Origin of the sequence: Chitinolyticbacter meiyuanensis (genome assembly GCF_008033135.1) — a bacterium.
Lineage (GTDB): Bacteria > Pseudomonadota > Gammaproteobacteria > Burkholderiales > Chitinibacteraceae > Chitinolyticbacter > Chitinolyticbacter meiyuanensis.
The window spans coordinates 2,475,535-2,502,006 of the sequence record NZ_CP041335.1 but is presented as its reverse complement, the minus strand read 5'-3'; the positions used below and the strand labels follow the sequence as shown (position 1 = coordinate 2,502,006).

Below are 26,472 nucleotides of genomic sequence, written 5' to 3'. Positions count from 1 at the left end.
CCCACAGGAGAACCAAGATGGTCAGCAAGAACACGATTTGCCTCTGGTACGACGGTACCGCGCTTGATGCTGCAAAGTTCTACGCCGAGACATTCCCCGACAGCGCCGTGCATGCGGTCCATCGCGCGCCCGGTGATTATCCGGCGGGCCAGGAGGGCGATGTGCTGACAGTGGAGTTCACGGTGATGGGCATCCCTTGCCTGGGCCTGAACGGCGGGTCGGCGTTCAAGCACAGCGAGGCGTTTTCGTTCCAGGTGGCCACCGATGACCAGGCCGAGACCGATCGGTTGTGGGATGCCATCGTCGGCAACGGCGGGCAGGAAAGTGCCTGCGGCTGGTGCAAGGACAAGTGGGGGCTGTCGTGGCAGATCACGCCACGGGTATTGACGGCCGCGTTCACCGATCCGGACCGGGCTGCCGCCAAGCGTGCTTTTGAAGCGATGATGGACATGACGAAAATCGATATCGCCAAGATCGAAGCTGCATGGCGCGGGTAGGTATCAACACACAAGCAAGTGGCGGCTGGATTGAGACGCCAGCCCGCTGGAGCTTGGCTTTTTTACAAACAGCGAGAAGCCCCCTTGAGCCTGCACTGCCTCAGCAAGGCGCGCTTACGTCGCCTTACTTATTAGGTAACTTACCGCGGCGCGCTACTGGATTCAGAGCCGGGCGGCTTTGGTGCCTGCATGGCAACCATATCTACAGGTAGAGTGGCCGGCCCTGCCTGTTGATGACGATGGAGAATCTATGGATCCGCGAGCGCTAAGGCGTAGCTTCATAGCGGGGTTGCTCATCGGGCTGAATGTAGTGTGGCCGATCCTGTCCACGCTGCTCGTGCTGATGGTTGTGCTGGGTCTGGCCATCGGCCTGATCGAAGGTTGGACGGTGCAGGAGTCGGTCTACTTCTCGTTTGTCACCGGATTGACGATTGGTTATGGAGACTTGGTGCCCCAAGACGCTGCTCACGCGAACGCTCGCCATGGTGATTGGCGCCTGCGGCATCCTGGTGACCGCATTGGTGGCTGCCGTGGCCGTGAAGGCACTGACGGTGGCACGCGAGGAATCACCTCCGCAGCAGGGTAGCGATACCGATTAATCTCGCAAACCGGCAGACAATATAGTGGTGGCCATGACTTGCTTGCAGTCATGGCCACGCAGTTAATTGCGTTTCGCCGTTTGGGCTCTGCTCAAGGCGCGTATCCGTTAGTGCAGCTTGAACTGTACTTTTGCTTCGCCGTAGCCCTGCAGAAACTGCAGTACATTTGCACGACCCGGCTGGGGCTGAGCCTTCACATACTGGTTGAAGAAGGACAGCACCGATTCGTTGACGATGGTGCGCATGGTTTCGCCCTTGATCGGGCCCAGAAATTCCGAGGGTTTGAAGCGGGCGGAGAGCACCGTGCTGTCGGTGATGTCACCGTGCAGGCTGCCCTTGATCGAGACGTAATAGGCATCGCTGCTGGCCTTGTCATAGATCAGGTCATAATCCTTGTGCACCCAGCTCTCGGTGGCCATCAGCAGGATGGGTTTGTTGAACTGATGATTTGCCGTCAGGTAGTAATCCTGCCCATCGATATTGGCTGCAGCACGAATGGATGGATTGTCGATTTCGCTGAGGTATTGCAGCGATGTCGTGCCGCCGTAGGATGTGCCCAGCAGGCCAATCCGCGATAGATCCAGCCGGTTGGCAAATACACTGCTGCGGTCGGCGTTGAGCTTTTCCAGCTCGGCCAGCACGAAGCGGGTGTCGTCCTGCCAGATTTTCAGCTGCTTATGGTCGCCCTCGCATTTGGCGAATGCCTCATAAACCTGCTGCTTCACACTGGCATTCAGCGGCTGATCCTTCAGCTGCGCCATCAGGCCATTAAGCTCGTCGAGCGTGATTCCACCGTCGAAATCGTGTGCGCGCTTGTTCCAGTCAATACGGATCTCCTCGCCATTGGCCATCGTGACCAGGGAGTGCTGGTGAGTGTGGCCGATGACCACCACCGCATAACCCTTGCTGGCGAGGTCTTCATACAGGAACTGGCTGGATTCGAGGTTGGATGCATAGCCGGGCGAGAACACCAGTACCGGGAACGGGTTTTCCTTTTCGGCCAGTTCGGCATTGAGCCGGCTTTGGCTTGGCTCATTTTTCAGCCAGTCGTCGCCAGGCGATCCAGTAATGGCTTTCTCGCTGTGGTACCAGTGGTGCAGCACCGGCTTGGTCGTGCTCTGGCTGGCCGGATACCAGATTTTGACCATCAGTTCGCGCAGGCGCGGCGTGTCAGCCAGCGGGTCGATGCGGTTCTGGTCGGTAAAATTGAAGGTCCGCACGCCGATCTTGTAACTCTCGGCATCCAGCACCGTGAGCACCATCGGGGCGCTGGCAACGCTGCCTTCCGCATTCAACGATACGGCCTTGTATACATAGCTGCCCTTGCTACGGCCTCGTACCGGCAATTGGACGGTTTGCGTCGCAGCGGGGTTCAGACTCTGACTGGCAATCAGTACATCATTCTCGTACCAATCCACGCGGCTGGCGTGGCCCGATTTCAGGGTCAGCGTGTAATCGCCATCCTGTGCTGCGCCGAGCAGTTGCCACGACGACCAGCTCTTCGGCAATGGAGGGGTGTTTTGGCTCCACCATTTGGCGCGATATTCCTGCCCTTGATACGTAATGACATTGCCGGCTACATAGGCAATATTCGATTTCCACTCGGCAGCTTGGTTATCGTGACTCAAAACCGGCGTAAGCGGTACTGCAGCCAGTGCAGGGAAACACGCCGCCAGCAGCAAACCACCGAACATCGGGGCGATCAATTTCATCGTTGTTGTCTCCATCCAGAATGCGCCGAAGCGCTTATTGTTTGAATCCGACACCTTCAGGCAGCAGATCCACTGCGAGGTTGGCGGTGTTGCAAGCACCAACCTCTTCACCACTTTCGTATTGGCGAAAGCGATCGACTTCCCGGCCTTAGGCAAGCAAGTCGTCCGTTCTAACTGAACGCACGACACCGTTGCCTTTGGGTTGTGGCACAGCGAGTGAACAGCAGAGGTTCACCAAGACCAGGCCGGTGGGGTTTCAATCGATCGCATCAAGCCGCTTAAACCGATCGGTCAATAGCAGTCGCCCAAGTTGCTCCATACATTCCAGCTCTGCTTCGCCGGGCGCTCACCCACATTCCACCATTTGGCTTGCATGATCTGTTTTTTGAAGGTTACTCTGCTGCCTCCCTGGTAAATCTGTTTTTTATTCCATTGCTGACTTGGGCATTCCGGCAACAATCTATCGCGCTGATTGCCCACGCCCAAATTCATGGCATTCAAGATGTCGCCATTGTCCTGCCCCAATTGCCAAGCAAAAATACCTGCCAGATTGTTGCTGACAACATATTTGCCCTTCCTCTCGACATCGCGCGGATCGTCATAGCCGATATAAGTTTTTTGCGCGTCGTTCCAGAGATAATGGGCTTGAAGCGCCGGATCGTAGCGCACGGCATAACCATTGATGCCCACGCCTTTGTTGCCGATGTGGCTTTCGTACAATTCAGAATAGGATTGCGCGCCACCCCAGCCCAAGCCGGAAGCATCGCCGGTGCCTGTCATCGGATTGGCAGGATCAGTCTGGTCACTGACGTTTTGCCAACCCTGCGAAAACATGGCCGTCCCAATCACCAGCTTATTGGCAGGCACTTGAGACAAATACTCCTGCACGGTGCCATCCACACAGAATTCGCTGTAGCTGGTGCACTGCAGTGCAGTGTGATGACCAACATCATTCGTCCAGCCGCCATAAAGACCATACGTCATGAGCAGGATGTAATCGACCGAAGGCGCCACCCGATCGTAAGGCAGATTGCGCCAATTGATGCCCCCCGTCGGCACTGCAGTGGTCAGCAGATATTGACGTCCGGTTTCCTGGCCCATGGCATTTAGGGCTGCACGCAGCTCCTGCATCAGAACCACATAATTCTCTGCATCAGCCGAACTGCCCAACTGCACGCCATCCTGCCCCATGTTATCGGTTGGGTGCTCCCAGTCGATGTCATAGCCGTCAATATCCGGGTGCTGCTGGAGGTACTCAATCAGCGAACTGATGAACACGGCTCGCTTGGCCGGATCGCCAGCCAGGTAATAGAACGAATTCGATCCCCCCCAACCACCAAGGGCATAAGTAATCTTCAGGTGCGGATAACGCTCCTTGATTTCACGGATTTTTTCATAGGCCGCCACATCGGGCGTGCTGTCATTGACCGCCAGGCGGAAATCACTGCCTTCTGCACCCTTGCTGTTGCGGTTACTATCACAAATTGCCTTGTCGCCACTGTATTCACCAGGACCGCACAAACGCAAAAACGCATATACCAGATGCGTCAAGTTGCTGCCCGGCAATTCATCGGCGGTTTTATCGCCATAGTAATAGCTCATGACGACCTTGCCCGAAGTCTGCTTGAATGGCTGCGGCTTGCCGGCAAAGTAGTTGAAACTGTCGTCCGCATGCACGCTGCCCATGCCAACCAGCAGGGCTGTCGCGATCAGGGTTTTTTTCATGTTGTTTCCTCCATCCATAATTCATCGAGGCGCTTATTGTTTGAAGCGACGCCCTAAAGCACCGAATTCGCTGCAAGGTTGACGATGCTAGAATCGCCAACCTATGCACCAACAACAAAGTGATCGACTGACCTTTTGGCAAGCAAGTAGTCCGTTGCAATTGAACGAAAGGAACCGTTGCTCTTGTCAATCTCACCAAACCACTCAAGCAGAAGATTGGTCAGTAGCAATCACCCAGATTGCTCCATACATTCCATGACTGCTTGTCGGGGCGCTCGCCCAGATTCCACCATCGGGCTCGCCTGATCTGCTTGTTGAATGCCACGGTATTGCCGGCGTGATAGACCTGCTTTTTGTTCCACTGCTCATTGGGGCACTCCGGTAGCAGCTTGTCTCGTTGATTGCCCACGCCCAGATTCATGGCATTCAGGATGTCGCCATTGTCCTGACTCAGCGCCCAGGCCATTACGCCGCCCAGCTTGTTCGCGACAGCCAGCTTGCCTTTTTGCTCCACGTCGCGCGGATCGTCATAGCCGATAAAGCTCTTGCTGGTTTCATTCCACAGATAATGCGAGCCGATATTGGCGTCATAGCGCACTTCATAGCCGTTCAAGCCCTGGCCCTTGCTGTCAATCTGGTTGCCATACAACTGCTTGTAGAGAAACTCGCCCGGGCCCATATCGAGGCCACCGAAGTTTTGTACCTCGCCCTCGCCGGTCATCGGATTGGCCGGGTCGCTCATATTGGTCACATTGGTCCAGCCACGGGCATACATCGCTACGCCCAGTACGATTTTTTCGGCCGGCACCACGCTCATGTAGCTTTGCATTGCCTTTTCCAGGCAAAACGGCGCGTAGCTGGTGCATTTGATATTGGTGTGATGTCCAACATCACTCGACCACGAACCGGCATAGTCGTAACTCATCACATAGACGTAATCCACAAAAGGATGAACCTGATCCAGTGGCAGGTTCAGGTAGCCTCCTAGAGGGATGGCAGGGAATCGTGAAAAAAACAGCCGTTATTGATCTAATATCATGATTTTTATGTGGTATTTCGATGTTGCGCCGGAGTTTTTTGAGAAGCTCTATGGCAGGTGCCGGCTATAGTCCGGGGCACGCGGAGAAGCAGCGAGCGACCATGTAGTTTCGTGCAGACTGCTTCGCCAGCGCATTCAGTTCTCCGACCACCTCGCGAGTAACGACCCCGTCGGGGTTATCTGCGACGAAACAACAGGTCGGAGAAATCGGTAAGACGAGGTTTCCACCGAAGGTGTCAGGTAAAACGAACTCACCTGCCTCGGCACGAACGATGCCCCATCGCTTCCCCGCCAGTTCGCAGACATGAAAATCGAGCATCCTCATCAACGCCGGCCCTGCAAGCATCCGGCCAGCAACGACACCCTTCGAATCAGCGACGATGATCCCGTAACGCTCAAGCTGGTCCATCTGGTCTGCGGACACGTTTCTTTCGGGTGTCACGCCGGCTAGCTGCAGGTCAGCCATCGGTTCGTGGGCAAGATGCGTGCGCGCTCGCCATAGCGCAAACATCTCTGAAATCGTTCGGTGGCGAGCTTCGTCCAGCGCCGTCGTCGCGCCGCGAAGAACACTGGCGACAATGATTCCAAAACGCCGCTCAATATCGTGCATCGTCGCAGCTTCGGAACGTTGATCCCAATGGCGAGGCACGGTGAAGACAGCATGCTTGGGCGGGCGCCGCACGATGCGCTCCGTACTCAGATCCCTCACTTCCACTTGGCCATCCGCACCTGAAAAACGCTTCAGGAGTGACTTGGCGATCACGTGCTGGTCCACAGTGATCTGCTTGGCCTTCGGCCTGGCTGCGGCTGGCGTATCCATTCTCCAATTTTGCGGGCACGGCGACCCGTTCACAACTTAGGACCATGCCCTGACTGCGCTGCCATATCTGTTACTGGCCGCATGCCCGTTGATCATGTCTTCATGCATAGCGGCCGTGGCCGCAACCTACGTACCGAGCACAAGCGCCATGAGGGATGAATCGCCGGTCCGTCCAGCGGGCGGGAGGTGGCCCTGTACCGCTCACCTCCTGCGGAGCCCCATTTATAGGATGCGCATTTCGAAATTCAGCGGGCGCAATTCACGCTCGAAATCCAAGGTATAGTCGCCGAAGCGATTAATGTGACGGTGCCGAAACGGTGCCAACCCACCGAGGATATCGGGTTTAAGGTCTGCGCCGCTTTGCTTCATTTTTGCGAGGGCCTCCGTCATCCCGACCACATTATGCAAAATGAGCATATTTGCCACCAAGTGGCTGTATTTGATCAATTTACGCTGCTCGTGCCTGATATTCTCCGCGATCACGCCCTGGCCACCGAAGAACACCCATTTGACGAATTCATTGAATTGTTCGCTTTTGTTCGTCGCAGCGCTGATCGTTTTACGAAATTCGACGTCTGAAATATAACGAAGCAGAAATTGTGTTCGTATCGCCTTACCCAGCTCTTTAAAGGCAACGTACATCTTATTTTTGCGGCTGAAGTTGCCCAGTCGTCGAAGGATGGTGGACGGAGTGATCTTCCCAACTTTAATGGATACGGCCACTCGAAGCATGTCAGGCAGGTGCGTCTCAATCAATTTCCAATCGATGGGCTCACCGAACAGACAGTCGATGTTTTCGTACCTCGTTGTGTTGTCCGGCCGAAACAGCGTCAGATCCTGTACGCCCCGGATGCGCGGCATTAGACTGATGCCCAACAGATGGGACAACGCAAAAATGGGATAGCTTTGGGCTTGCGTGTCGCCATGCACAGTATTGGGCTTGATATCGGATTGGTTCTCCCAGAATCCATCCAGGATGTACACGCCTTCGTAGACACCGCAAGGAATGAATCGGCTAAACAGGGCGATGTATTTGTCCGATACATGGTAGTAGCCGATGCCGCCATAACCCCCATACCTAATGTGATACTCGGAGAGCAGATTTTCTTCGTAAACGCTCCATTTGGTGCCGTCGGCGGATGCTGTCTCACCGCTCCCCCAGTATCCGGGGAGTTCGAACTTGTTGTAGGCATTGATCACCTCAACAATGGCCCGATCGAGGAGCTCTTCATTGACATATTTCAAATTTAGCCAGGAAATTTGCCGCCTGTTGAAGCTCTTGATAGAGTGCGCCGTTTGCACGGGCCCCAAGTTGCAGCCATAGCAAAAAAGCGTGGTGACGAACCGCATCATTGGGTCCTCCAAACGACTTTCGGTGCCAGCGAGCGGCCGAAAGTGTTTGTGCAAATCAAGCCACCGCGTGGCATCAATCAGCGCATCGACAATACTGATGTTTTGCAAGGCATCCGAAATGGCTTCATCCAATGCCGCGACCGTCGCATTGATTTCGGTTCGCGTTGCACGTTTTAGTACCAATCGCCCGTCGACAATATCCGCGCTGGTGTTTTCCGGAAAATTATGGTCGATTTCGTTGGAAAGCGTGGCAAGCTGTTTTTTTAGTGCTGCGACGAAGACCTCCGGGTCTGCTTCAATCCCCGTCACATTGGCATAGTCAGCCAGCTCTTCCAGGAACACTTCCTCGCTGACCAATTGCTCTCGGTAATCGTCATAGCGCTCGCTGTCCGCGATGTACAGATCTCCAGAACGGATTTCGTCCTTGATCTGCGACAACACCGCTAGCTCAAAGTACTTGCGGTCGACCTTGGTGACAGGGCCGGAGACGGGTTTGACGAGCACGAGCTTGCGCCAATGGCCGGTGAGCCATGCACAGTCGTCCAGCGTGATGCCCAGTGCACTCAGTTCGGTCTGCTGTGACTTTGATGAGCGCAGTAAAAATAAAACCTCAATGAGTTTTTCCATTGAGGCATCCTGACTGGTTGAGCGCAAAGCCATAATCTCTAGGCAGTTCAGGAGCAACGAGCGGTTTTTTTGATACGGCCTAATCAAGAACGGCAGGTGATTGCGCCCCGCAAATGCCATGTGGGCCTCGCAGTCAGCGAGTAGCAGTTCTGGGTCCATGATCAAGGAATGGGTAATGGCGTCGATCCGTTGCGTGTCGGTCCCCTCTAGGCGAAAACCGTCAAGCAGGTCCTTGAGCTGGCCGATCAGCATGTCGGCCCGCTTGGCATGTTCAAGCTGATGCGCGATGAGCTGCTGCTGTGCAGTGTTTTCCATCTTTTGCATCAAACGCACAAACAAGTCAGCTGCATCATCCAGGGTCTGGCTGTACTGCGATCGAATGAAGATCGTCGCTAAAGCGTAGCGCTTTGCTGGCTTGAGCTCCGCAACCTCGGCAGCGTTCAGCGCTCGCGCCATGTAACGGAAGTGGCGTAGTTTCGGTACCGGAATTTCAATGAGGGGTAGCTGTTCAGCAAGTTGTTTCATTTGCCGGATATGCTGCAAGTAGCCTCGAACCTCCTTGCTGGTCGGCTTCTTCGGCTCTCGCTTTAGCGTATGCCAGCCGCTATACGTGCTTCCGCTTGGTGTTTTGAGCAGCTCGTCGATTAGCACTTTGGCCGAAGGCGTGAGCGCTTCAGTGATGCGGACAAAGTACTCATTGTTGATGCTGTCACGCGCGCTGTGCGCCATCCGCTGCAGCACCGTAAACCCTGGTAGTTCGTACCGGTGACGAACCAGCTCCTCGAGCATAACGTTGATGATGTCGGGAACAGTGTTCTTTGTTTCAGCCGCTTCCTCCGCAACCGAGCGCAGCCAGGTCTTCCCCGCATCATCAATCACGCGCACATTGAGATACTGACGGAGCGCGGCGACGTGAACGCGTTTCGAACCGCTGGTGTCATAGTCGTTGAGCTGCTCTGCCGGCGGCATCTTGAGTAGGCCGAACGCCTGAGCAATGTGACGCTTAATAGGCTCAGGAACGTCTCGCAGCAGGGTGAAGAACCCGAGGCGCTGGAAAAGCTTCAGATGAATGAGCACGGCAAACCGAGCTAAAGGGCGCTGAGCAACCTGGTTCGCAAACGCCACCTCTGCCTCGGTCGGCGTGTAGATGTCCCTCAGCTCTTTGAGGCTGAGATTGGCTTTCAGGCGCGGATATGCGGTCTCGGATAGCGTCGTCATGTACCACCTGCAGGGAGCGTTGGTCGACGAGCGCGCCACATTCTTTCATCAGGCTAACTCCAGTAGCGCCCTCCTGCGCGATCATGAAGCCTAACCTCCAGAAAGCAATGATGGTTGTCGGCTATCCGGTACATTTCGTCGATCAGGTGGTAAATCTCCTCTTCGACAAGCTCATCGTTCTCCTTCTCAATGAGCAGACGGAACTTCGTCCCTTCTTTGTCGAGGCGGGTCATACGATGAGGAGCCAGGCAAATCTCTTCAATGAGCCGTTGCGCCTGCGGCTGGCCACGCACTTGGCTGTTGTAACGGGCAAGCTTGATGGTGGCCTCGACTTCAAGCGTGTATCGAGGAGGTAAAGGTGCAGGTGCGGCGGCCAGCGGAGGCGCGGTAGTCGATTCCATGGCCAATGGAGCAGCCCCCAGCGGGACAAGGGGATCGGTGCGGACATTGGTTTCAACGGGCAGCGCCGACATCGCAAAAACATCACTCGCGTCGATGTAGCGCATTGCCGATGCCACGTCGCGCCACCCGACGTACTTCATGAGTGTCTTCAGATCCCAGCCATTCCCAGCCGCCCAGTTCGCGAACCCTCTCCGCAGCGAGTGCCCGCTATACGTTGTGGCGGCATCGACGCCGCTGGAGGACAGGATCTGGCGCAAGATCGGAATGAGGCTGTTAGCGTGCAAACCAGCCGAGCGGATGTTGCCGTGACGGTCAACTGCGCGGAACACAGGCCCCTCTTTCAGCCCCGACAACGAAATCCAGTCCTCGTATGCCGCGACGGGGCACAGTGTGGCGAGGGCAGGCACTTTGAAGGTCCGACCGGTGGCTTGGCGATCTGCCTTGCTATACGGCAGGAAGATCTGCAACCCCTTGCCAGGGACCACCACCACGAAGTCGATCGCAATCCTGGTCAGCTCCTCGCCCCGAAAGCCGCGCCAGAACCCTAACAGCAGGAGTGCCTTATCGCGGACGAGCCGCCGCTCGGCTGCCACGTCGTGCGCTTCCTGCGAACGCACGATCCCGGCGTCGAGCCACTGCACCGCTTGCGTCAGCATCTCCAACTGCAGCGGGTGAGCCTGCTTCGCGACCATCGGGTGTCGCATCTGGATACCCTTGAGCACCTTGCGGACCACGGTCGCTTTCGTGGGATCTGGGAACCCCTGCTCCTGGTGCCATTTCGCCAGTGCAGCCAAACGTTGCTTCAGCGTCGAGGTCGCGAGCTCGCCGGCATAGTCGGCTAGGTAGCGCGCGATGCTGTCCGGCGTGGCGGGCAGCAAACCCTTCCATTCAACTTCAAAATGGCGAACCGCGGACTCGTAACTGCGGCGCGTGTTGTCACGCTCTGCTGCTTCGAGGTAAAGGTCGACCTGACTCACTCATGATCCTTTTGCCGGAATGGGCTTGCGTCCCGGTACGCTCAGCATCCTATCTGACCGCGACGACGGACGGGTGCGAGAGCATGCAATCAGCCGGTCGCAGCAGCGTCCCGATGAGCTTGGTGCAGTCGTCAGTCAGCGCTCAAGCAGGGCATTGAAGGTTCTAACCACCAACTCTGCCCGGTCCAGTGTTTCGTTTACTTCGGGCGTGGTCGCATCGAGCATCTCACCATTTCGTACCAGCCACGCCGCTGGCGCAAAGTGATCGAGCATCTCAATGGTTTCAGGCAATAGCTTGAAGTAGGCCTCTGCCTTTTTGATCAGCCGCGAAGTGGTTTCATCCGCCGCATCCAATTTCGTTGTCGATAGCGTATGTTCCGCCGGCAGCGAATAGGTGTGGTTCAAGATCTCGGCGAAAAGCCCAGGCGCAAACAAGTCCTCGATATCCGCCTCTGGCCGATCGAGCAGCTCGGCAACCGTATGGAACTGTCCTGCCTTCAGGATTTGTGACTTTCGCAGATCTTCAATCTTTCGTTTATCACCGGCAGCTTGATCGGACAACACTGCAATGTTGAGAGCGTTTCCCGCAAAGAGCTTCGCAAAAGAGTGAATTTTGTCGATACCACCAGCCGGACATATCACCCAACGAGGGTCCAAGGTTGCCCGGTTTCGCCGGCGGAGCGCGTCGCTCAGCGCTTGAATGTAAAGGATGTCGCCTGGCCCTTCCACCAGAAGCGTATTCTCCCCGACAAAAAGGGACTGCGTTAGGTCGTACCCGAGCGCGGCTTGTAGTGGGAACAAGGTGTCGGGATCTTGCGTCAGCACATCCTCGCGAACTTTGGTCCCCAGGGGGGTACGCCTGCCATTCTTTATTTCGATGATGTCTTGCACGACGCGGATGGAGGCCAGGTCGTCCGCTGGCACCATAAAGGGTGAGTGAGTGGAATAGATAATTTGGTGATGGGGAGCAAGCTTTTCCTTAAAGAACCGAAGCAGATCCCCTTGTGCCTTGCCGTGCAATGTGAGCCCCGGCTCGTCAAGCAGAAGGATGACCGGGTTCGGCTCGTTTTTGACTTGGGCAAACTTCACCAGGAACGAGAAAAACCAAACAAACCCGGCGCTGCGTTCGGAGAAAGGAGTGTCAACACGGTGTAGCGAATTGAAGATGCGCGCACGAGCAATGGAGCCTTCATTGAATGGGGCGGGATCACCTGGCATACCTGCCGCGACTCGCACCTCCACCAAGAGATCTGGGTTTTGCGTCCAATACTCGAGAATTTGATCGGTGATCTTGTTCGAGGCGGCTTGGAGCACCGCGTTATATGTTTCGTATGTATTTTGGCTTAGCAACTCGTCGAGCGAGATGCCAGCATATTCGAGGAACTCCAAAAACAGCTTTTTGCCGCGATGCTCGTCTCGGTTCAGCAGGCCTTGACTTCTTAACTGCTGAATTTGGTTAAATTGAACAGTGCCGTCCATTCGGTCATAAGCTGCCACGTACATGAATTTCGGCAGTCGCGCCTCGAGATAGGAATTCAGTTGCTGCGTTGCAGTGCCTTTCTCCTCAAGATGGGTTTTCAGCCTTTTCTGAGCATCCGTCGGTTCCTCAAGTTTTTTTAACGCCGTGATTAACTCATTTGTAGTTCTTGCCTCAACCAAAGCAGCAATTTCTTCACCGCTGAGTGCGAATGTCGAAAACAAGTGATCGAAGACAACACCAAAGTTGATGGTATGTTCGAACTGCAAATCGCCGCCATACTTACGCGTCACTTTGAAATTTGGACTCGTCAATGCATCCACGCCCAAGAACTCACTCACCTCCGCCACTTCATCGTCGCTTAAAGTCCACTCCGTTGCGACAGCCAAGGCTTCGCTTTCGTTGTGGCGCTCCTTGTATGAAGCGAGGCGTCGTCTCGGATAGTCCCGTTCTTTCTCGAACGTTGCTGGTGTTAATGGGTGTGGATTTAAAGCTGCAAGTGCGCTTAAAAGTGCACTTTTGCCCGCTTCATTCTTGCCGACCAAGCAGACCACCTGGCCTGCATCAAATTCACCGCTGTCTTCAACCGAACGAAAATTAGTGACATGCACTTTAACGAGTTTCAATTATCCTGCCCCTAGCGAGAATCTCTTGCATGGCCGAAACTATTGTGACGGCTACTTGTGACCGAGCAAATCGAAGCGTACGTAAAACTCGATGGGATCATCTGCAACCTTGAAGCAGTTCATGAGCTCTGGAGGGATAGGAATGAAGATCCTGTTCTTCGTAACTATCGTCGTGGTTATCAACGGACAGCCGCCCGCAGCTCCCGCATTCCTAGCACCACGAAGTTCTATATCGTAGTAAAGATTTTGAGGCGAGTTGGCCAACCCGAACAGAAATACGATGCGCCGCCCGGCCCAAGCAACCTGTGTCGAATGTGGCCACGTAAAAAAAACCCGCTCCAACTGGAACAGGCGATCGGAGAGTGCCAGGAACATGCGGTGGTTGTTCAGCTGAGCGACCTCCTTGTCCGTGGTCAACAGCCGTTCCCTCAACTCCCTGTCGAGTCGAAGAATTGGAGACCCTGCAACAGGAGCAAAGATGGGCTGGACCGGTTCCGGACTTACCGCTGCATTGACCACATCGTTCAGGACATTTTCGACGCTGCCGACAACATCGCTACTGACCCGCTGTGTCTGGGCGGAGCTTACCTGAGTGGCAGCGGCAACGGAATCTCGCGCACCGTCAGATGACGAAAATTGAGTCAGCTGACCTTATGTCCCAGCGCTGTGGCCAATAACACCAAGCCCCTTGACGTCAGCCCAGCTTATTGCCGGCCCACTTCATCGGCTCTTCCAAGTCGACAGGTGAACGCTAGGTGCCATCCACGGGCGGTAACCTGCTACTCAGCCCATTGATCAACTGCTGCCGGGTATCTCGATCAAGTCGATGAAGCATAAGAATCAAATCGGCGAGCTCGTCGTCCGGCTCGTAGAGGTAGGAAACAGGCGCGTTCAGAGCAGCTGCCAAGTGAGTTGCCATCTGGAAGTCGGGCTCATGTTTACTACGCTCGTACTGGTTGATCCGGGCGCTGGCTGAGAATTCGTCCACCCCGGCCAGCACGCCCAGCCGCTCCTGGCTGAGCTTGGCCGCTTTCCGCAACGTCTTCATCCGCTTGCCAAATGGACTTGTGTCCGACATCACTCAGCTTCCCGAAGAAAGCTAAGAGATTCTGAGTTTGTGCTTGACCCAACACTAAGGATTCCTTAGTTTTTGCACCTATTCAGTTGACATGCGCGCTTATGGGCGCGTGGTCATACGCGCATAGGCCAGGTCTGGCCGCAAACAACGAGGAGTCCGAAAGTGGAGTTTCTGCAAACCCGTAAGTCCTATCTCGTGATGGTGCTGCTCTTCCTGCCGGTCTGGTCGATCAGTGGGCTTATTCTCGGGGTGGTGATGAGCTTTGGTCTGACTCAGAACGGCAGCTGGCCCTTGTTCTGGATCGGATGCGCCATCCCACTACTCTGCGTTCTGCTGTTCGTCCGCTTCATCCGCAGCAAGGCGCGCTCGATGTCCAATGAGCTGGCGTCAGAGATCGTGACGCCGACTACCGACTACTACCACTACACCAACGTCAGTGCGATCGCGGTCGATGTCGCCAATCGCCTGATCACCGTGCATACCCTGCCACCGGGTGGAAACCGGAAGAAGAAGGCGCGCTATCAGTTCAGCATCGACAAGATCCGGCGCTATCGTGCCGAGAAGCCCGGCCACACCTCGTATGAAACGGCCAGCATCGACCCGATGCACCAGTCCTTTGCCTATGCTCAGAGTGCGATGTCGGGCGCTCAGGCCTGGCGCAATACCGGCCTGGTGCTGGAGCTGGATGACCTGATGCGGCCTGAGCTCTTCGTGCGGATGGAGTTCGAATCTGCCCGTCGCTGGTTCATGGTGTTCGATAAGCTGAGTGAAGGCACACTGGAACGGCAACGTGCGCCGTTCCATTTCCAATAGGCGAGTTCGGCCCATCCTGATCGGGTGCCTTCTCGTGAAGCTTCCGGTCACTGGATAACTCATGACTGCATTGCAGCAGCGTGCCTACGTATTCGTGGCGCAAGCCGAAGGTCCCAAACTCGCCGGCGTGGTGCAGCAACGGGACGGGTACTTCCAGTTCGACTACGCCGACACCTGGCTGGACGAGCCCGATGCCTTTCCGCTTGATCCCCTGCATCTGCCGTTGTCGCGGGCGCCCATCCGTTCGCCTTATCTGTTCGGCGCCTTCATGGATGCGGCGCCGGAGCGCTGGGGTAAGCGTGTCTATGCCGCGATGCACCGGCATGCGCCGCGGAATGAAATCGAGTGGCTGCTGGCTGTGCGAGGTAGCGGCGTGGGGGCGCTGAGGTTTTCCGGGGCCAGCGATCGCGTGCTGGAGCGCCATCCCGTGGCTAGCTTTGACGACCTGGCCGATATCGCTGAAGTGATTACTGAGATCGATGCCGGCTCACCGTTCTCGAAACCGGCCGCGATGCAACTTCTCCGCGGTGGTCTCGGCATGGGTGGCGCACGACCCAAAACCATCATGATGCACCGCGGTCGTGAATGGCTCGCCAAGTTCGGAAGCTGCGGGGATGCACACGATGAAGTGCGCGCAGAGCACGCCAGCCTAGCCATCGCCAGGCAGATCGGCATCCAGGTGCCGGAGACCGAACTCGTCGAGATTCAAGGGCAGCCGGTGTTGCTCGTTGAACGCTTCGACCGGGATGCAGACGGCACACCGCAGCACTATCTTAGCGCGCACACCCTACTTGGGATGCATCGGGTTCGTGAGGAAGACGTGTACGGTCGCTACAGCTATGTGGGAATTGCCGACATCATCAAGCAGGTCTCCACTAGTCCTGAAGCGGACTGCCGCGAGCTATTCCGGCGCATGGTGCTGAACGTGGCGATCGGCAACACCGACGACCATCTGCGGAACCACGGATTTACGTATCACTTTGCCGGAGGTTTTGGGCTGTCGCCGGTGTTTGACGTGGTCCCCCAGCCGCAAAACCAGTTGCACGCGATCGGAGTCGGGCCCCAGGGAAGAGCTTCTTCCTTGCAGAATGCCATCAGCGCAGCTCGCTATTTCCTTGTTTCTATTGAAGAAGTGCAAGAAATCGCGCATCAAATCTCCGCTGCAGTAGGGCGGCATTGAGGCGGTGGAACCTTGGCAGGCGGATGACGTTGTCCGGCAAACCGATACGAAATACTCAGGAAGTCTTAGCCATCTACTCATCAGCATATTTCCATCAAAGGATTTGCCCAATCTTGAACAGTTGAGTCGAACTAAAGAGGGGCTCTTTAAATGCAGCTGCGACGGACGAGCCCAGGTGCGACCCCCTCGGTCCCTATCCGTTTGCCATCACATCCGCTCTCAGCCAAAGCTGGCGTTTGAGTGACCTTCCCCCACGGAGTGAACCACTAATTAGTTAGCGATTTGCTCATGTTGGGGTTGATGGGTTTCCCGATACTGCATCGGGGTCTGGTACTGCAGGGCACTATGCGGCCGGACGTGATTGTAGCCCTGTCGCCAAGATTCGATCATGGTTCGGGCTTGGGCCAGGTTGTGAAACACCGACTGATTCAGACACTCCTCGCGTAGCCGGCCGTTGAAGCTTTCGATGAAGGCATTTCCACCGGTTTGCCGGGCCGGATGAATTGCAGCTTCACCCCATGGCGATACGCCCATTCATCCAGTGCCCGACTGGTGAACTCCGGACCATTGTCGACCTGAATCAGCGCGGGCAAGCGGCCACCCAGGCGCAGTTGCTCCAGTACCCGTGCCACTCTGACACCAGAGAGCGAGTGATCCACTTCGATCCAGACGGCCTCACGATGCCAGGTGTCGATGATCGCCAGCAGGCGAATACGTCGGCCATTCCACAAACTGTCTGCCACAAAATCCATCGCCCAGCGCTGATCAGGTCCGGCTGCCAGCGGCAACACCACGCGCAAGTGACTGGGGCGTTTCTTGCGATGACGTAAACGCAACGACAAGCCTTCTTCACGGTAAAGCCGCTCCACCCGCTTGTGGTTGATACGCCAGCCTTCCCGCTGCAGCAGCACATGCAGCCGCGGCGCACCAAAGCGCCGCCGTTGTGCAGCCAGCTCACGCAAGCGTTGCCGCAACCTGGCATTGGGGTCAGGCGGTGGCTGATGGCGCAGGGTATTGCGCGCGATCTGGACCAATGCACAGGCCCGCCGTTCCGAGATGCCGTGCGCCAGCATCAACTGGCGTGCAACAGTACGGCGTTGAGCGGGCCGGCTCAGTTTTTTGCCAGCACTTCCTTGAGCATCTGGATGTCGAGGGCTTGGTCAGCGACCAGCCGCTTGAGGCGATTGTTCTCGTCTTCAAGTTGTTTGAGGAGCCGTGCTTCGGGGACGTCCATGCCGCCGAATTTGGCGCGCCACTTGTAGAAAGTGGCATCCGAGATGCCGTGTTTGCGGCACAGCTCGACAGCTGGCAGACCTGCTTCGGTCTCTTTGAGGATGGCGATGATCTGTTCATCGGTAAAACGGGACTTGCGCATGCGGGCTCCTTGGCCATCATGCTAACTAATTCTTGGTATAGCTGGGTGGGGGAAGGTCACCGACTAGCGACGAAAAAATCGGTAATATCGGGAGCAGGACTCTAAAGCGAAATGCTATTCAAGATGGGGTGATGTCGGTGCTGCACTGTAGGTGGCACACCATCTCATCTCATGCCCGGCGCGATCTGTTTCTGCTTGGATGTTCCTCTCGAAACACAGGATACGTTCGGACGAGCGGAGCCCCGACGTGCATCGCCAAGTGCGTGCATCGGCAATAAAGTGTTAAAAACGATGCACGTGCATCACCTTGTGATAAGGTTCAGCATGTTCGGATCCTACATTGAGGACAAAATGACTGCCGTCGTGAAGCAGGCTCCAGAAGCTGCCGCCGTACTCACGAACGCGCTGCTACGTGTTGCAACCAGGCTTGGCCTGAACAACGCTCAGCTGGCCGCTGCCATTCGTGTTGATCCGTCACGGGTTTCTCGCATGAACAGCGGCGAGGCCCTGCTTCGTGCAAATGCTGGGGAGTGGGATGCCGCTACTGCGGTCATCCGGATCTATCGCAGTCTCGGCGGGCTTCTGGATGGCAACGAAGCGTTGATGCTGAAGTGGTTCTCGTCCCACAACACCGACTTCGGCAAGGCCCCGCGCGACGTTATGCTGGAGGGGGGCGGCGGCCCGTACCGCGTAGTGGAATATCTGGATTCGTTCCGTGGTCGTTTCTAACGCGCACGTCGACGATCGTCATCTCTGGCGTGCGTGTGAAGGCCAGACCAAGTCGTATGTGGCCGCATTGGTCAACAGCATTAACGAGCTTGATGTCCTGGAGCAGCTGCTTGAAAGCGCGAAACCCCCGATCACTGCGGGGGCTGCGCATCTGCACCCATTGCTGAGCACACCGTACCGATACGCTGAACGCACGCCTGGTGGCTCACGGTTTGTGCGACAGGGGGCGATGGGAGCCATGTACGCAGCCGAACATGCTGAAGCCAGTATTGCAGAGGCCAGCCACTGGCTTTACCACGGGTTTTGGTTGAAATCAGCCGGACTGGAGAACGAGGTCACCAGCCTTCGCCGCTGCCTCTTCGAGTTTGTGGTCAAGGGCGACACCGTCGACCTGCTTGCCACCCCGTACGACGCGGATGCCGCCAAATGGATGCATCCAAGCAACTATGCGCCGTGCCAAGAGATGGGATCTGCAGCAAGAGCTGCGGGCATCCCGTTGATCCGCTACGCGTCTGTGCGTGACGCCCACCATCGGCCAGCGATGGCCGTGATGCACTGGTCTGCCATCGCCTGTACTGCACCACTGGCGATGATAGAGTGGGACGTGTTCGTTGGGCTGGGCCAAGTGGTGTGGACGTCTGTGCATGGGGACGGCAATCGCATCGTTCTGGAAATGTGACTGCGGATGTGTCTGGATCAGAGAGATCGAGCGCAGCTGTAAAAAACCCGGCAATCGCCGGGTTTCCATTCAGTGATGTTTCTCCAAATAGCCGAGTGCTTCTTTCAGGCGCTAGATCATCGCGAGCCAAGCGCGGGGAGACATTCCGATTTTGGCTGCGAACGCACGCGAAAGGGCTGACGCGTTCGCGTATCCGAGTTCTTCGGCCAGCATTTTTATGGGGCGCCCTTCGCGCAGCCGGCTTTGCGCCAGCGCAATGCGCCAGCTGCTCAAATAATCTGCCGGTGTCTGTCCCACTACCTCGCGAAAGGTATTGGCAAACGCCGTGCGCGACATGCCGGCGCATTTGGCCATGCGTTCTAGCGTCCAAGGCTCCCCCGGGGCTTCATGCATGGCCACCAATGCCCGCGCCATGCGGGCGTCCGAAAGGCCGGTTATAAGTCCAGGTTGTATACCTGCCTCTTGCGGGTGATCCAACAGCCAGCGGAGCAGCTTCAGGACAACTACCTCAAATAGCCGGTCTGCTAGCAAGCGTTGGCCGCAGCGGATGTGATCGGTTTCAGCGAACAGCAATTCCAGCGCGGAGTGAAGGCCAGGCACTTGCGCAAGTGGCAGCGCGATAAATGCAGGCAACGCGCGCGCGAGGGGATTGTGCGCGCCGCCATCGAACGCCAATCGTGCGCACGTAAAATCCGCGCCCTCCACTGGAGGATTGTGAAAATGGTGTGTGAAAGGACACGGATACAGTAGCAGCGTTGGTTCATCGAAGCGCATGGACTTAGGAACGTCTCTGGCACTAGGGTGGCTCACTTCTAACTGGCCTCTGCGTAGCAGATGCAAGTAGCCGTACCCTTCGCGGGCGTCGAAATGAGTCTGCCCGCATAGGGCTCCGGTGTGGTGCAACTGGGCCTGCACTCGAAAGCGTTCGAGGAGGCCCGAGAGGCGGTCAAGGGGAGGTGGGGTCTGCATTGAACGAAATGGTGTGTTTTCTGTATTGGTTGACTCCAATGGTACAGGTTTTTCACTGACACTGGCGTCACACCAACCACACCATAGAGGTCCATCATGCAGTCGTTCAAATCAAGGCTTTTTCTCGCTTCGTTGTTGAGCACCATCGTCGGCGGCGCATCAGCGCACGGCACTGAACACCATGGTGGCGTTGTCACAACAGCCAGCAAAGCAGTCAAGGCCCCCTTCGATATCGTGCACACCCGCATCAGCACGAAGGGCCGGATTGCGACATTTCATATGGCGGTTTCCGGCAAGGCGGGCGCTACCCGCCCGGCGAAATCGGGCAAGCTGGCCGGCAGTTCGGTGTTCTCATATGTCTGGCCGACCAACTTGGATCCGGCAGTTGTAGGCTTCGAACGGAAAGCCGGCATCCTGGCTTTCGCAGTCACTTCACATCCTGATTTCGACGATACCCCATTGTTTGATGAGAACGGCGATGGTGACCCGGCCAACGACGGCGACGTTTGGCACTCGCATTGGGTCGTTCTGCAAGCTGATGACGCCTGCGGGAAAGGCGCGTTGAAAGTGGTGGACATCCCTGAAGGCGCAAAGCCGCACCTGCCCAAGACGTGGCCGGGGCTACCCATCCTGATCGATAGTCCGGGATGGAGCCCTACTTTCAAGAATGAAACGCTCGAAGTACGTGTCCCTTTCGATGACATTGGTGTTGTCGAAGCAGGTGGCTTTGACGGGGTTACCGCTGCATTGCGCGTGAATGCAAGCGTGCACAACCCGCTCCTGTGCGTCGCCAATGTTTTCAAGATTGCTTCGGGCACTCTGAGTTTGCCGGGCAAGGTCAATCAATGACGCTCCGTCACAGGCAGCCTGTTTAGCGCATTGAAAGAAATGTCGAATGGCTGCTACCCCTCGGCCATGGCGACGCAACATATTGCCGTCGACAGAATCCTGCCAAAAAACTGAAAGACCCGACTTGATACAAATCGTTTTTTATCAAACCTTTGATCAACCACAGTAGGAGTTGTTCCATGTCTTATGTCGCCATTATTGATCCCAATAACACCACTTCCGATCGCCAATCCCTTTTGGCAAATATTCATGGTGCATTCGGCGTTACACCAAACATGTTCAAAGTCGTGGCCAATTCGCCTGCTGCGCTACGCAGCATGTGGGGTGCCTTCGGCGCCTTGGGTGCCGGCGTAATCTCGCCCAAACTCGGCGAACAAATTGCCGTCGCCGTCGCGAATCGGAATGCTTGCGAGTACTGCTTGGCAGCCCACACAGCCTTAGGGCGCAAGGCTGGTGCCAGCGCGGAGGAAATGTCAGCTGCGCAGGGTGGAAGTTCGGCTGATCCCAAGACCGCTGCCGCATTGCGCTTTGCGCTGCAACTCGTGGAAGCACGTGGCCAAGTGGACGAGGACGACGTAGAGGCTGTGCGTTCGGCCGGCTTCAACGATGAAGAGATCGTTGAAATCCTGGCTCATGTGGCACTGAATCTTTTCACAAACTATGTGAATGTAGCATTCGCTGTGCCGGTCGATTTTCCGGCAGTGAAACTGCGTTAAGTAGTTTAGCCTTGTATATCACGCCGGGTGGCAAAGCCATCCGGCGTGGCACAGAGAAAACATTATGAACCTACCGCTTAATCACTACGTGCGACTACCAGAGTGGCAGGTCAGCACATGGGTAAATACACCTCGCTCTATTACGCTCGAGTCACTGCGAGGCAAGGTGGTCTTGCTTCACACGTTTCAGATGCTTTGTCCTGGATGCGTGATGCATGCCCTTCCTCAAGCAGAGCGAGTACATCAGACTTTTTCCGATCAAGACGTTGCTGTCGTTGGGCTACACACAGTATTCGAACATCATTCGGCGATGAATGTAGACGCGTTACATGCATTTATCCGGGAGTTTCGTTGGAGTTTTCCCATAGGGGTTGATCAGGCCTCGCCTGACGGCGACGTGCCGCGCACGATGACTGCTTACGGATTGCGAGGCACGCCTAGCCACATTGTCTTGGATCAACACGGCTTCGTTCGCATGCACCAATTTGGCCGCGTAGACGATCTCAATTTAGGTGGGCTGATAGGACAGCTCCTCGCAGAGGCAGATCACGACAACAGCAACTTGCGCATGAATGGGCAAGTCATGCCAGATATTGTCGTTGGAAATTGCACCCAAGAGGGATGCTCAAGATAAAAAACGCGATGTAAACACAACAACTCGCCATTAATCTGCAGCACTTTGATGCACTGAGCACCGTAGCGCACCTCCACCCATTTTGATTTGCAAATGCAAAACAGATGCCTTAACGAGCGGCACCTGTGCTGGCTCTTGGGCGACCTCCTGGGCGGCATCGGCTTCGCCATACACGGCAGCCAGGCAAGCTTGCACAAGACGGACGCGGCTATTCGAATGGCTTGTTTGTTAAAAGGGATATAGGCGGTCACGGCTAGCACGAGATATGGCAGGGTCGTCTTTTTGTTGAAATTGCGTCGCTGTTTGATGGGTGGATATTTGATAAATGGCTGGTCTGCCAGTAGATGTTTTTCCCTATTGGAACTTTCATTTGGAGTGGGAATGATTTCGAGAAAAGCGCGGTCTTATATTGATGCCAGTGTGCCTGTGCTGCGTGAGTATGGCTTGGCAATCACCCGTACCTTCTACCGCAATATGTTTGCTGCGCATCCAGAGTTCAGCAATCTTTTTAACATGGGCAACCAGGCCAATGGGGCTCAACAGCAATCGTTGGCCTCGGCTGTCTTTGCATATGCCACCAATATCGAGAACGCAGCAGCACTTGATCCGGTGATAAGACGGATTGCACACAAGCATGCTTCGGTTGGTATCAAGGCAGAGCATTATCCCATCGTTGGGCACTACTTGCTTGGCGCGATCCAGGAAGTGCTAGGGGAGGCAGCGACACCCGCTATTATTGCTGCATGGGATGAGGCCTATGCGGAGTTGGCTACCGCACTCATCAACATTGAGAACGCGTTGTACCGGCAAACCCAAACAGTGCCGGGTGAACTGAGAGACATGCGCGTCACCAAAATTCGTGTTGAGAGCGAAGACATTAAGGCATTTGTTCTGGAAGCCGTGGATGGTCAAGCAATTTCTGCATTTAAGCCCGGCCAATATTTGAGCGTCGCTGTCAAGTTTGAGGATGGAGCGACCCAACTGCGCCAATACAGTTTGTCGGATGCACCGCATCCACAATATTTGCAAATCTCGGTCAAACGCGAACAGAGTACCGATAACAAACCGGCTGGCCGAGTCTCGAACTGGTTGCACAAACATATCCAATTGGGGAGCCTCATAAAGGTGACGCATCCGTTCGGCGATTTTACGCCGGATACCGAATCAACCAACCCTATCGTTCTACTATCGGCCGGCGTTGGTATTACGCCCATGATTTCGGTAGTGAACCGCATTGCTCAAGTAAATCCTGTGCGTGAGGTTATATTTGCTCATGCTGTAAAGAGTCTCGCATGGCATGCACATCGCAGTGACCTTGACCTAGCAAGAAAGCGTATGCCGAATTTACAAACATTAACATTCTATAAAGACCTGGCGGAAGCAGACCACACTGATCCATCGATATGTGCTGGCCGTATGCTGGTTTCCAGGCTCCCAGTTTGGCCGCTTGACCAAGCAAGTGTTTATCTTTGCGGCCCGGTCAAGTTCATGCAGGAGCAATGGCGCGCATTATTGGAGGCTGGCGTACCGGCGGCGCGATTGCATCGCGAAGTTTTTGGCCCTGAGCTACTGAATTACCTTGACTGATGGCAGTTCCAGCTGGCTGAATTTTCTTGGGAGGGAGGGCGCTACTGACCAGCGCCCTGGTCGACTGCACCCATGTCAACTTGCTTGGCGTTACAGCAGCTAGCTGCATCAGTCCATAAATCTCACGTCTATTGTCAAAGACGGATCAATGCAGTCGCGGCCATGCGTTTCTTTTTTTTCGTCTTTATCCGGCTTAACCGGGATCTACAAGTCCATGCTCGACCGCATATACGGCCACTTGCACACGGCTGCTAAGGTTGAGTTTCTTCAGAATGTTCTGCACGTGGATCTTCACCGTGCTCTCCGATACATCCAGGCTGCGGGCGATTTCCTTATTGCTCTCGCCGCGAGCAAGGCAGGCGGCGATTTCACGCTCGCGCGGTGTCAGACGGTCCCGATCGGTCGGGGCGGCGGCAGGCTGCGGGGCCTGCTCGCGAAAGCGGGCGACGAGCTTGGTGGTCATGCAGTCCGCGATCACCGGTTCGCCGCGCGCGGCCTTGTGCACAGCGGCCACCAGTGCGGCGACGTCGATGTTCTTTACGAGGTAGCCCATGGCCCCGCGATGCAGCGCCTCGGCGAGTTCGTCCGCCTCTTCGGAAACAGTGAGCATCACCACCCTGGATTCGGGCACTTCCTGCCCCAAAAGTTGCAACGTATCGAGTCCGGACAGGCCCGGCATGTTGAGATCCAGCAGGATCACATCGGGATTGCAGGCCTTGGCACGCTTCAAACCTTCCACGCCATCGGCTGCCTCGGCCACCACGTCTACGTCATCCTGCCGCTGCAGCAGCTGCCGTACGCCGGAGCGGAACAGCGTATGGTCATCAATCAACAGCACGCGCACGGTCATGGTTTCATCCTTCGCAAGTATCAGGCAGCTTGCCGACGCGCTGCGTCCAGCTGCAGGCGCAATTGCACACCGGCGCCGGGCCGGCTGTCGAGGCTGAGCGCCGCGCCGATGCGTGCGGCGCGCTCTTGCATGATGACAAGCCCCACATGCTGCTCGCTACGCTCGGCCACTTCGACTGGATCGTAGCCACAGCCGTCATCCTGAATCGCCAGCTCGAAATCGCGCTGGTTGCGCACAGATACGGTCACATTGCTCGCCATCGCGTGCTTGCGTACGTTGGATAACGCCTCCTGCAGAATGAACAACACCTGCAGTTGCTGTTCCGGAGGCAGCGGTGCGCCATCGTCGCTCAGCGATAGGGCGACCGGGATGCCGGTCTGCCGCTCAAAGCGGGCCGTGGTATCACGGATGCCACGCATCAGTTCGCCCTGTTCCAGCTTGTCGCGAAAATTGGACAGCAGCTCGCGCACGTCCTGATAACTTTCGGTCACTCCGGTACGCAGCAAGGGCGCGATCTCGCGGATGTCCTCCACCGCACCGCGCAGCGCCGCATCCTCGAGCAATTGCACCTGCAGGTTCAGGAAATTAAGTCCCTGCGCGATGCTGTCATGCAATCCTTGGGCAACCAGATTGCGCTCTTGGGCTACAGCGAGTTGTCGCGCTTTCGCGGCGAGCCTCCGGTTTTCGAGTGCAACTCCCAGATGGCGTCCCAGTGTTTCCAGCAACTGAGTCTCTGCGGCGCTCAGTACATGTGGCCTGACGAAATGGAGTGAGAACGAACCCAGAACCTCGTCACGTGAGAGGATGCGGAACACCGCCAAGCTGGCAAATCCAGCCTTGCTGCATTCATAGGAATTCGGCAGCGGGAGCTGACGAAAATCACGTACCAGCACGATGCCATCCCGCGTGGCCTGACCACAAAAACAGTCGTCCACCTTCATGCAATGTTCTTGCTCTTCGAGCTCTGTGGAGAGGCCATCGGCCACCACCATCAGCAACTTCTCGCCTTCCGGATCCATCGCGCGAATACTGCCGCCGTCGGCCCCGAAGTGCTGACGAACTCTGGCCAGGAAGCCACGACAGATCTCTTCGATTTCACCGGGTTGATTCAAAAAGGCCGCGGCGTCGTAGAGTGCGCCTAGTTCGAGATTCTGTGACTCCAGCAACGCTGTTTTAAGTTGTACGCGCGCTTCCAGATCGCGATAAACCGCCTCCAGCTCTTCCGCCATTCGATTGAAACCCGCGGCGACAACCCCCAGCTCGTCACGCGACTCCACAGGCAATCGAACGCTGAACTGTTGGGCAGCCATCCCTGCCATGCCTTTTTGCAAGCGTTGCACGGGCAGGATGATCCAGAGATAGAGCAGACTGATCATCGCCAGCGTTCCTACGCAGGCGATGGCAATCAATACTGCCTGCGATAAACGCAGCAGCGCCGTTTTACGTGCGTTGTCCGACTCGATCATGCGCACCAGGCGGTCAGCTTCGGTGACGAACTCCGGCAGTGCTGCAAGATAGGCTTGATACGACTCGCCGTGCAGGGCTCGTTCTGCGGTTGGTCTCAGTTGGCGCTGCCAGAGCGCTGTGACATGTTCGAATTGCGCACGGATGGCTGCATCAGATGGAAGGAACAGTGGACGTGCAGGCACACCTTGCCGCAAACGATCCAGAGTGTCCTGCTGCGCCGACAGTATTTTCATCGGTCGTGTGTCGTTCGCTTGCTGCAGTAAAGCCAAGCCGATTTGATTGGCTCTCATACGCAAGCTGCCGGTATCGTTGATTGCTGCGCCAGCACCTTCCAGTTGCCAGGACAGCCAAAGCGTCCAGCCGGTCATGGCGAGCACGACGCACAATGCAACCACGCTACTGACGATGATGCGCGTCGACAACCTGTGGCGGGTCATTGGCTCTGGTAGAGGGCGCTCGTCCATGATGGGATCC

Annotated in this window: 22 protein-coding genes and 2 pseudogenes; 12 read left to right on the top strand and 12 right to left on the bottom strand. The window is 56.2% G+C overall.

Annotated elements, in window-relative coordinates:
• Positions 1-17: 17 nt before the first annotated feature.
• From FLM21_RS11885 to FLM21_RS21340, 3 genes and pseudogenes are all read left to right on the top strand, one after another.
• Positions 18-497 (top strand): VOC family protein, encoded by a 480-nt coding sequence (locus tag FLM21_RS11885; protein WP_148715766.1) that lies wholly within the window; start codon positions 18-20, stop codon positions 495-497.
• A 250-nt stretch (positions 498-747) separates the two neighbouring features.
• Positions 748-903: pseudogene (locus tag FLM21_RS21705) on the top strand (hypothetical protein); the annotation flags it as partial.
• A gap of 31 nt (positions 904-934) precedes the next feature.
• On the top strand, positions 935-1,096 hold the full coding sequence (locus FLM21_RS21340; RefSeq protein ID WP_246120713.1) for a hypothetical protein: 162 nt from the start codon (positions 935-937) through the stop codon (positions 1,094-1,096).
• A 107-nt stretch (positions 1,097-1,203) separates the two neighbouring features.
• Here FLM21_RS21340 and FLM21_RS11875 read toward each other — a convergent pair whose 3' ends face one another.
• The 7 genes from FLM21_RS11875 to FLM21_RS11845 form a co-directional block, all read right to left on the bottom strand.
• Positions 1,204-2,964 carry an alpha/beta hydrolase gene (locus FLM21_RS11875; RefSeq protein WP_148715765.1) on the bottom strand — a complete coding sequence of 587 codons (1,761 nt, stop codon included), beginning with the start codon at positions 2,962-2,964 and terminating at the stop codon, positions 1,204-1,206.
• A 135-nt stretch (positions 2,965-3,099) separates the two neighbouring features.
• Positions 3,100-4,533, bottom strand: coding sequence for a glycosyl hydrolase family 18 protein (locus FLM21_RS11870; protein ID WP_187359876.1), 1,434 nt, complete (start codon positions 4,531-4,533; stop codon positions 3,100-3,102).
• A gap of 220 nt (positions 4,534-4,753) precedes the next feature.
• Positions 4,754-5,497, bottom strand: a complete 744-nt coding sequence (locus tag FLM21_RS11865; protein WP_281284979.1) for a glycosyl hydrolase family 18 protein — start codon at positions 5,495-5,497, stop codon at positions 4,754-4,756.
• Between the two features lie 139 nt (positions 5,498-5,636).
• Positions 5,637-6,392 carry a DUF4238 domain-containing protein gene (locus tag FLM21_RS11860; protein WP_148715762.1) on the bottom strand — a complete coding sequence of 252 codons (756 nt, stop codon included), beginning with the start codon at positions 6,390-6,392 and terminating at the stop codon, positions 5,637-5,639.
• 222 nt (positions 6,393-6,614) lie between these two features.
• On the bottom strand, positions 6,615-9,590 hold the full coding sequence (locus FLM21_RS11855; RefSeq protein ID WP_148715761.1) for a Tn3 family transposase: 2,976 nt from the start codon (positions 9,588-9,590) through the stop codon (positions 6,615-6,617).
• 53 nt (positions 9,591-9,643) lie between these two features.
• Complete coding sequence (locus FLM21_RS11850) at positions 9,644-10,969, bottom strand: site-specific integrase (RefSeq protein WP_148715760.1); 1,326 nt, start codon at positions 10,967-10,969, stop codon at positions 9,644-9,646.
• A 135-nt stretch (positions 10,970-11,104) separates the two neighbouring features.
• Entirely contained in the window at positions 11,105-13,072 is a 1,968-nt protein-coding gene (locus tag FLM21_RS11845) for an AAA family ATPase (RefSeq protein ID WP_148715759.1), read from the bottom strand.
• A gap of 57 nt (positions 13,073-13,129) precedes the next feature.
• Here FLM21_RS11845 and FLM21_RS11840 point away from each other — a divergent pair, with 57 nt between their 5' ends.
• A complete protein-coding gene (locus FLM21_RS11840; protein WP_148715758.1) occupies positions 13,130-13,702 on the top strand; it encodes a hypothetical protein in 573 nt (190 codons plus the stop codon).
• 121 nt (positions 13,703-13,823) lie between these two features.
• On the opposite strand, the gene FLM21_RS11835 is transcribed toward FLM21_RS11840, so the two are convergent.
• Positions 13,824-14,150, bottom strand: coding sequence for a helix-turn-helix domain-containing protein (locus FLM21_RS11835; protein WP_148715757.1), 327 nt, complete (start codon positions 14,148-14,150; stop codon positions 13,824-13,826).
• Positions 14,151-14,312: 162 nt separating this feature from the next.
• Between FLM21_RS11835 and FLM21_RS11830 the strand changes: the two genes are divergently transcribed.
• Positions 14,313-14,963 carry a hypothetical protein gene (locus tag FLM21_RS11830; RefSeq protein ID WP_148715756.1) on the top strand — a complete coding sequence of 217 codons (651 nt, stop codon included), beginning with the start codon at positions 14,313-14,315 and terminating at the stop codon, positions 14,961-14,963.
• A gap of 61 nt (positions 14,964-15,024) precedes the next feature.
• On the top strand, positions 15,025-16,143 hold the full coding sequence (locus tag FLM21_RS11825; RefSeq protein ID WP_148715755.1) for a type II toxin-antitoxin system HipA family toxin: 1,119 nt from the start codon (positions 15,025-15,027) through the stop codon (positions 16,141-16,143).
• A gap of 270 nt (positions 16,144-16,413) precedes the next feature.
• Here FLM21_RS11825 and FLM21_RS11820 read toward each other — a convergent pair.
• Positions 16,414-17,518: pseudogene (locus FLM21_RS11820) on the bottom strand (IS3 family transposase).
• Positions 17,519-17,869: 351 nt separating this feature from the next.
• Between FLM21_RS11820 and FLM21_RS11815 the strand changes: the two are divergent.
• Positions 17,870-18,247 (top strand): antitoxin Xre-like helix-turn-helix domain-containing protein, encoded by a 378-nt coding sequence (locus FLM21_RS11815; RefSeq protein WP_148715754.1) that lies wholly within the window; start codon positions 17,870-17,872, stop codon positions 18,245-18,247.
• Entirely contained in the window at positions 18,234-18,926 is a 693-nt protein-coding gene (locus FLM21_RS11810) for an RES family NAD+ phosphorylase (RefSeq protein WP_187359875.1), read from the top strand. The genes FLM21_RS11815 and FLM21_RS11810 overlap by 14 nt, the downstream gene beginning before the upstream one ends.
• 111 nt (positions 18,927-19,037) lie before the next feature.
• Here the strand turns inward: FLM21_RS11810 and FLM21_RS11805 are convergent, their stop codons facing one another.
• The gene (locus FLM21_RS11805) at positions 19,038-19,895 is read right to left on the bottom strand and encodes an AraC family transcriptional regulator (protein WP_148715752.1); all 858 of its coding nucleotides are present in this window, start codon (positions 19,893-19,895) and stop codon (positions 19,038-19,040) included.
• Between the two features lie 96 nt (positions 19,896-19,991).
• Here FLM21_RS11805 and FLM21_RS11800 point away from each other — a divergent pair, with 96 nt between their 5' ends.
• The 4 genes from FLM21_RS11800 (at position 19,992) to hmpA (ending at position 23,681) form a co-directional block, all read left to right on the top strand.
• Positions 19,992-20,744, top strand: a complete 753-nt coding sequence (locus tag FLM21_RS11800; protein ID WP_148715751.1) for a hypothetical protein — start codon at positions 19,992-19,994, stop codon at positions 20,742-20,744.
• 179 nt (positions 20,745-20,923) lie between these two features.
• Positions 20,924-21,460, top strand: a complete 537-nt coding sequence (locus FLM21_RS11795; RefSeq protein WP_148715750.1) for a carboxymuconolactone decarboxylase family protein — start codon at positions 20,924-20,926, stop codon at positions 21,458-21,460.
• A gap of 64 nt (positions 21,461-21,524) precedes the next feature.
• Positions 21,525-22,094, top strand: coding sequence for a peroxiredoxin family protein (locus tag FLM21_RS21700; protein WP_148715749.1), 570 nt, complete (start codon positions 21,525-21,527; stop codon positions 22,092-22,094).
• Between the two features lie 381 nt (positions 22,095-22,475).
• Positions 22,476-23,681, top strand: a complete 1,206-nt coding sequence (hmpA, locus tag FLM21_RS11785) for an NO-inducible flavohemoprotein (RefSeq protein WP_148715748.1) — start codon at positions 22,476-22,478, stop codon at positions 23,679-23,681.
• Positions 23,682-23,874: 193 nt separating this feature from the next.
• On the opposite strand, the gene FLM21_RS11780 is transcribed toward hmpA, so the two are convergent.
• Positions 23,875-24,531: a response regulator gene (locus FLM21_RS11780; RefSeq protein ID WP_148715747.1), complete on the bottom strand. Its 657-nt coding sequence runs from the start codon at positions 24,529-24,531 to the stop codon at positions 23,875-23,877.
• Between the two features lie 20 nt (positions 24,532-24,551).
• Positions 24,552-26,462, bottom strand: coding sequence for a type IV pili methyl-accepting chemotaxis transducer N-terminal domain-containing protein (locus tag FLM21_RS11775; RefSeq protein ID WP_148715746.1), 1,911 nt, complete (start codon positions 26,460-26,462; stop codon positions 24,552-24,554).
• Positions 26,463-26,472 lie beyond the last annotated feature (10 nt).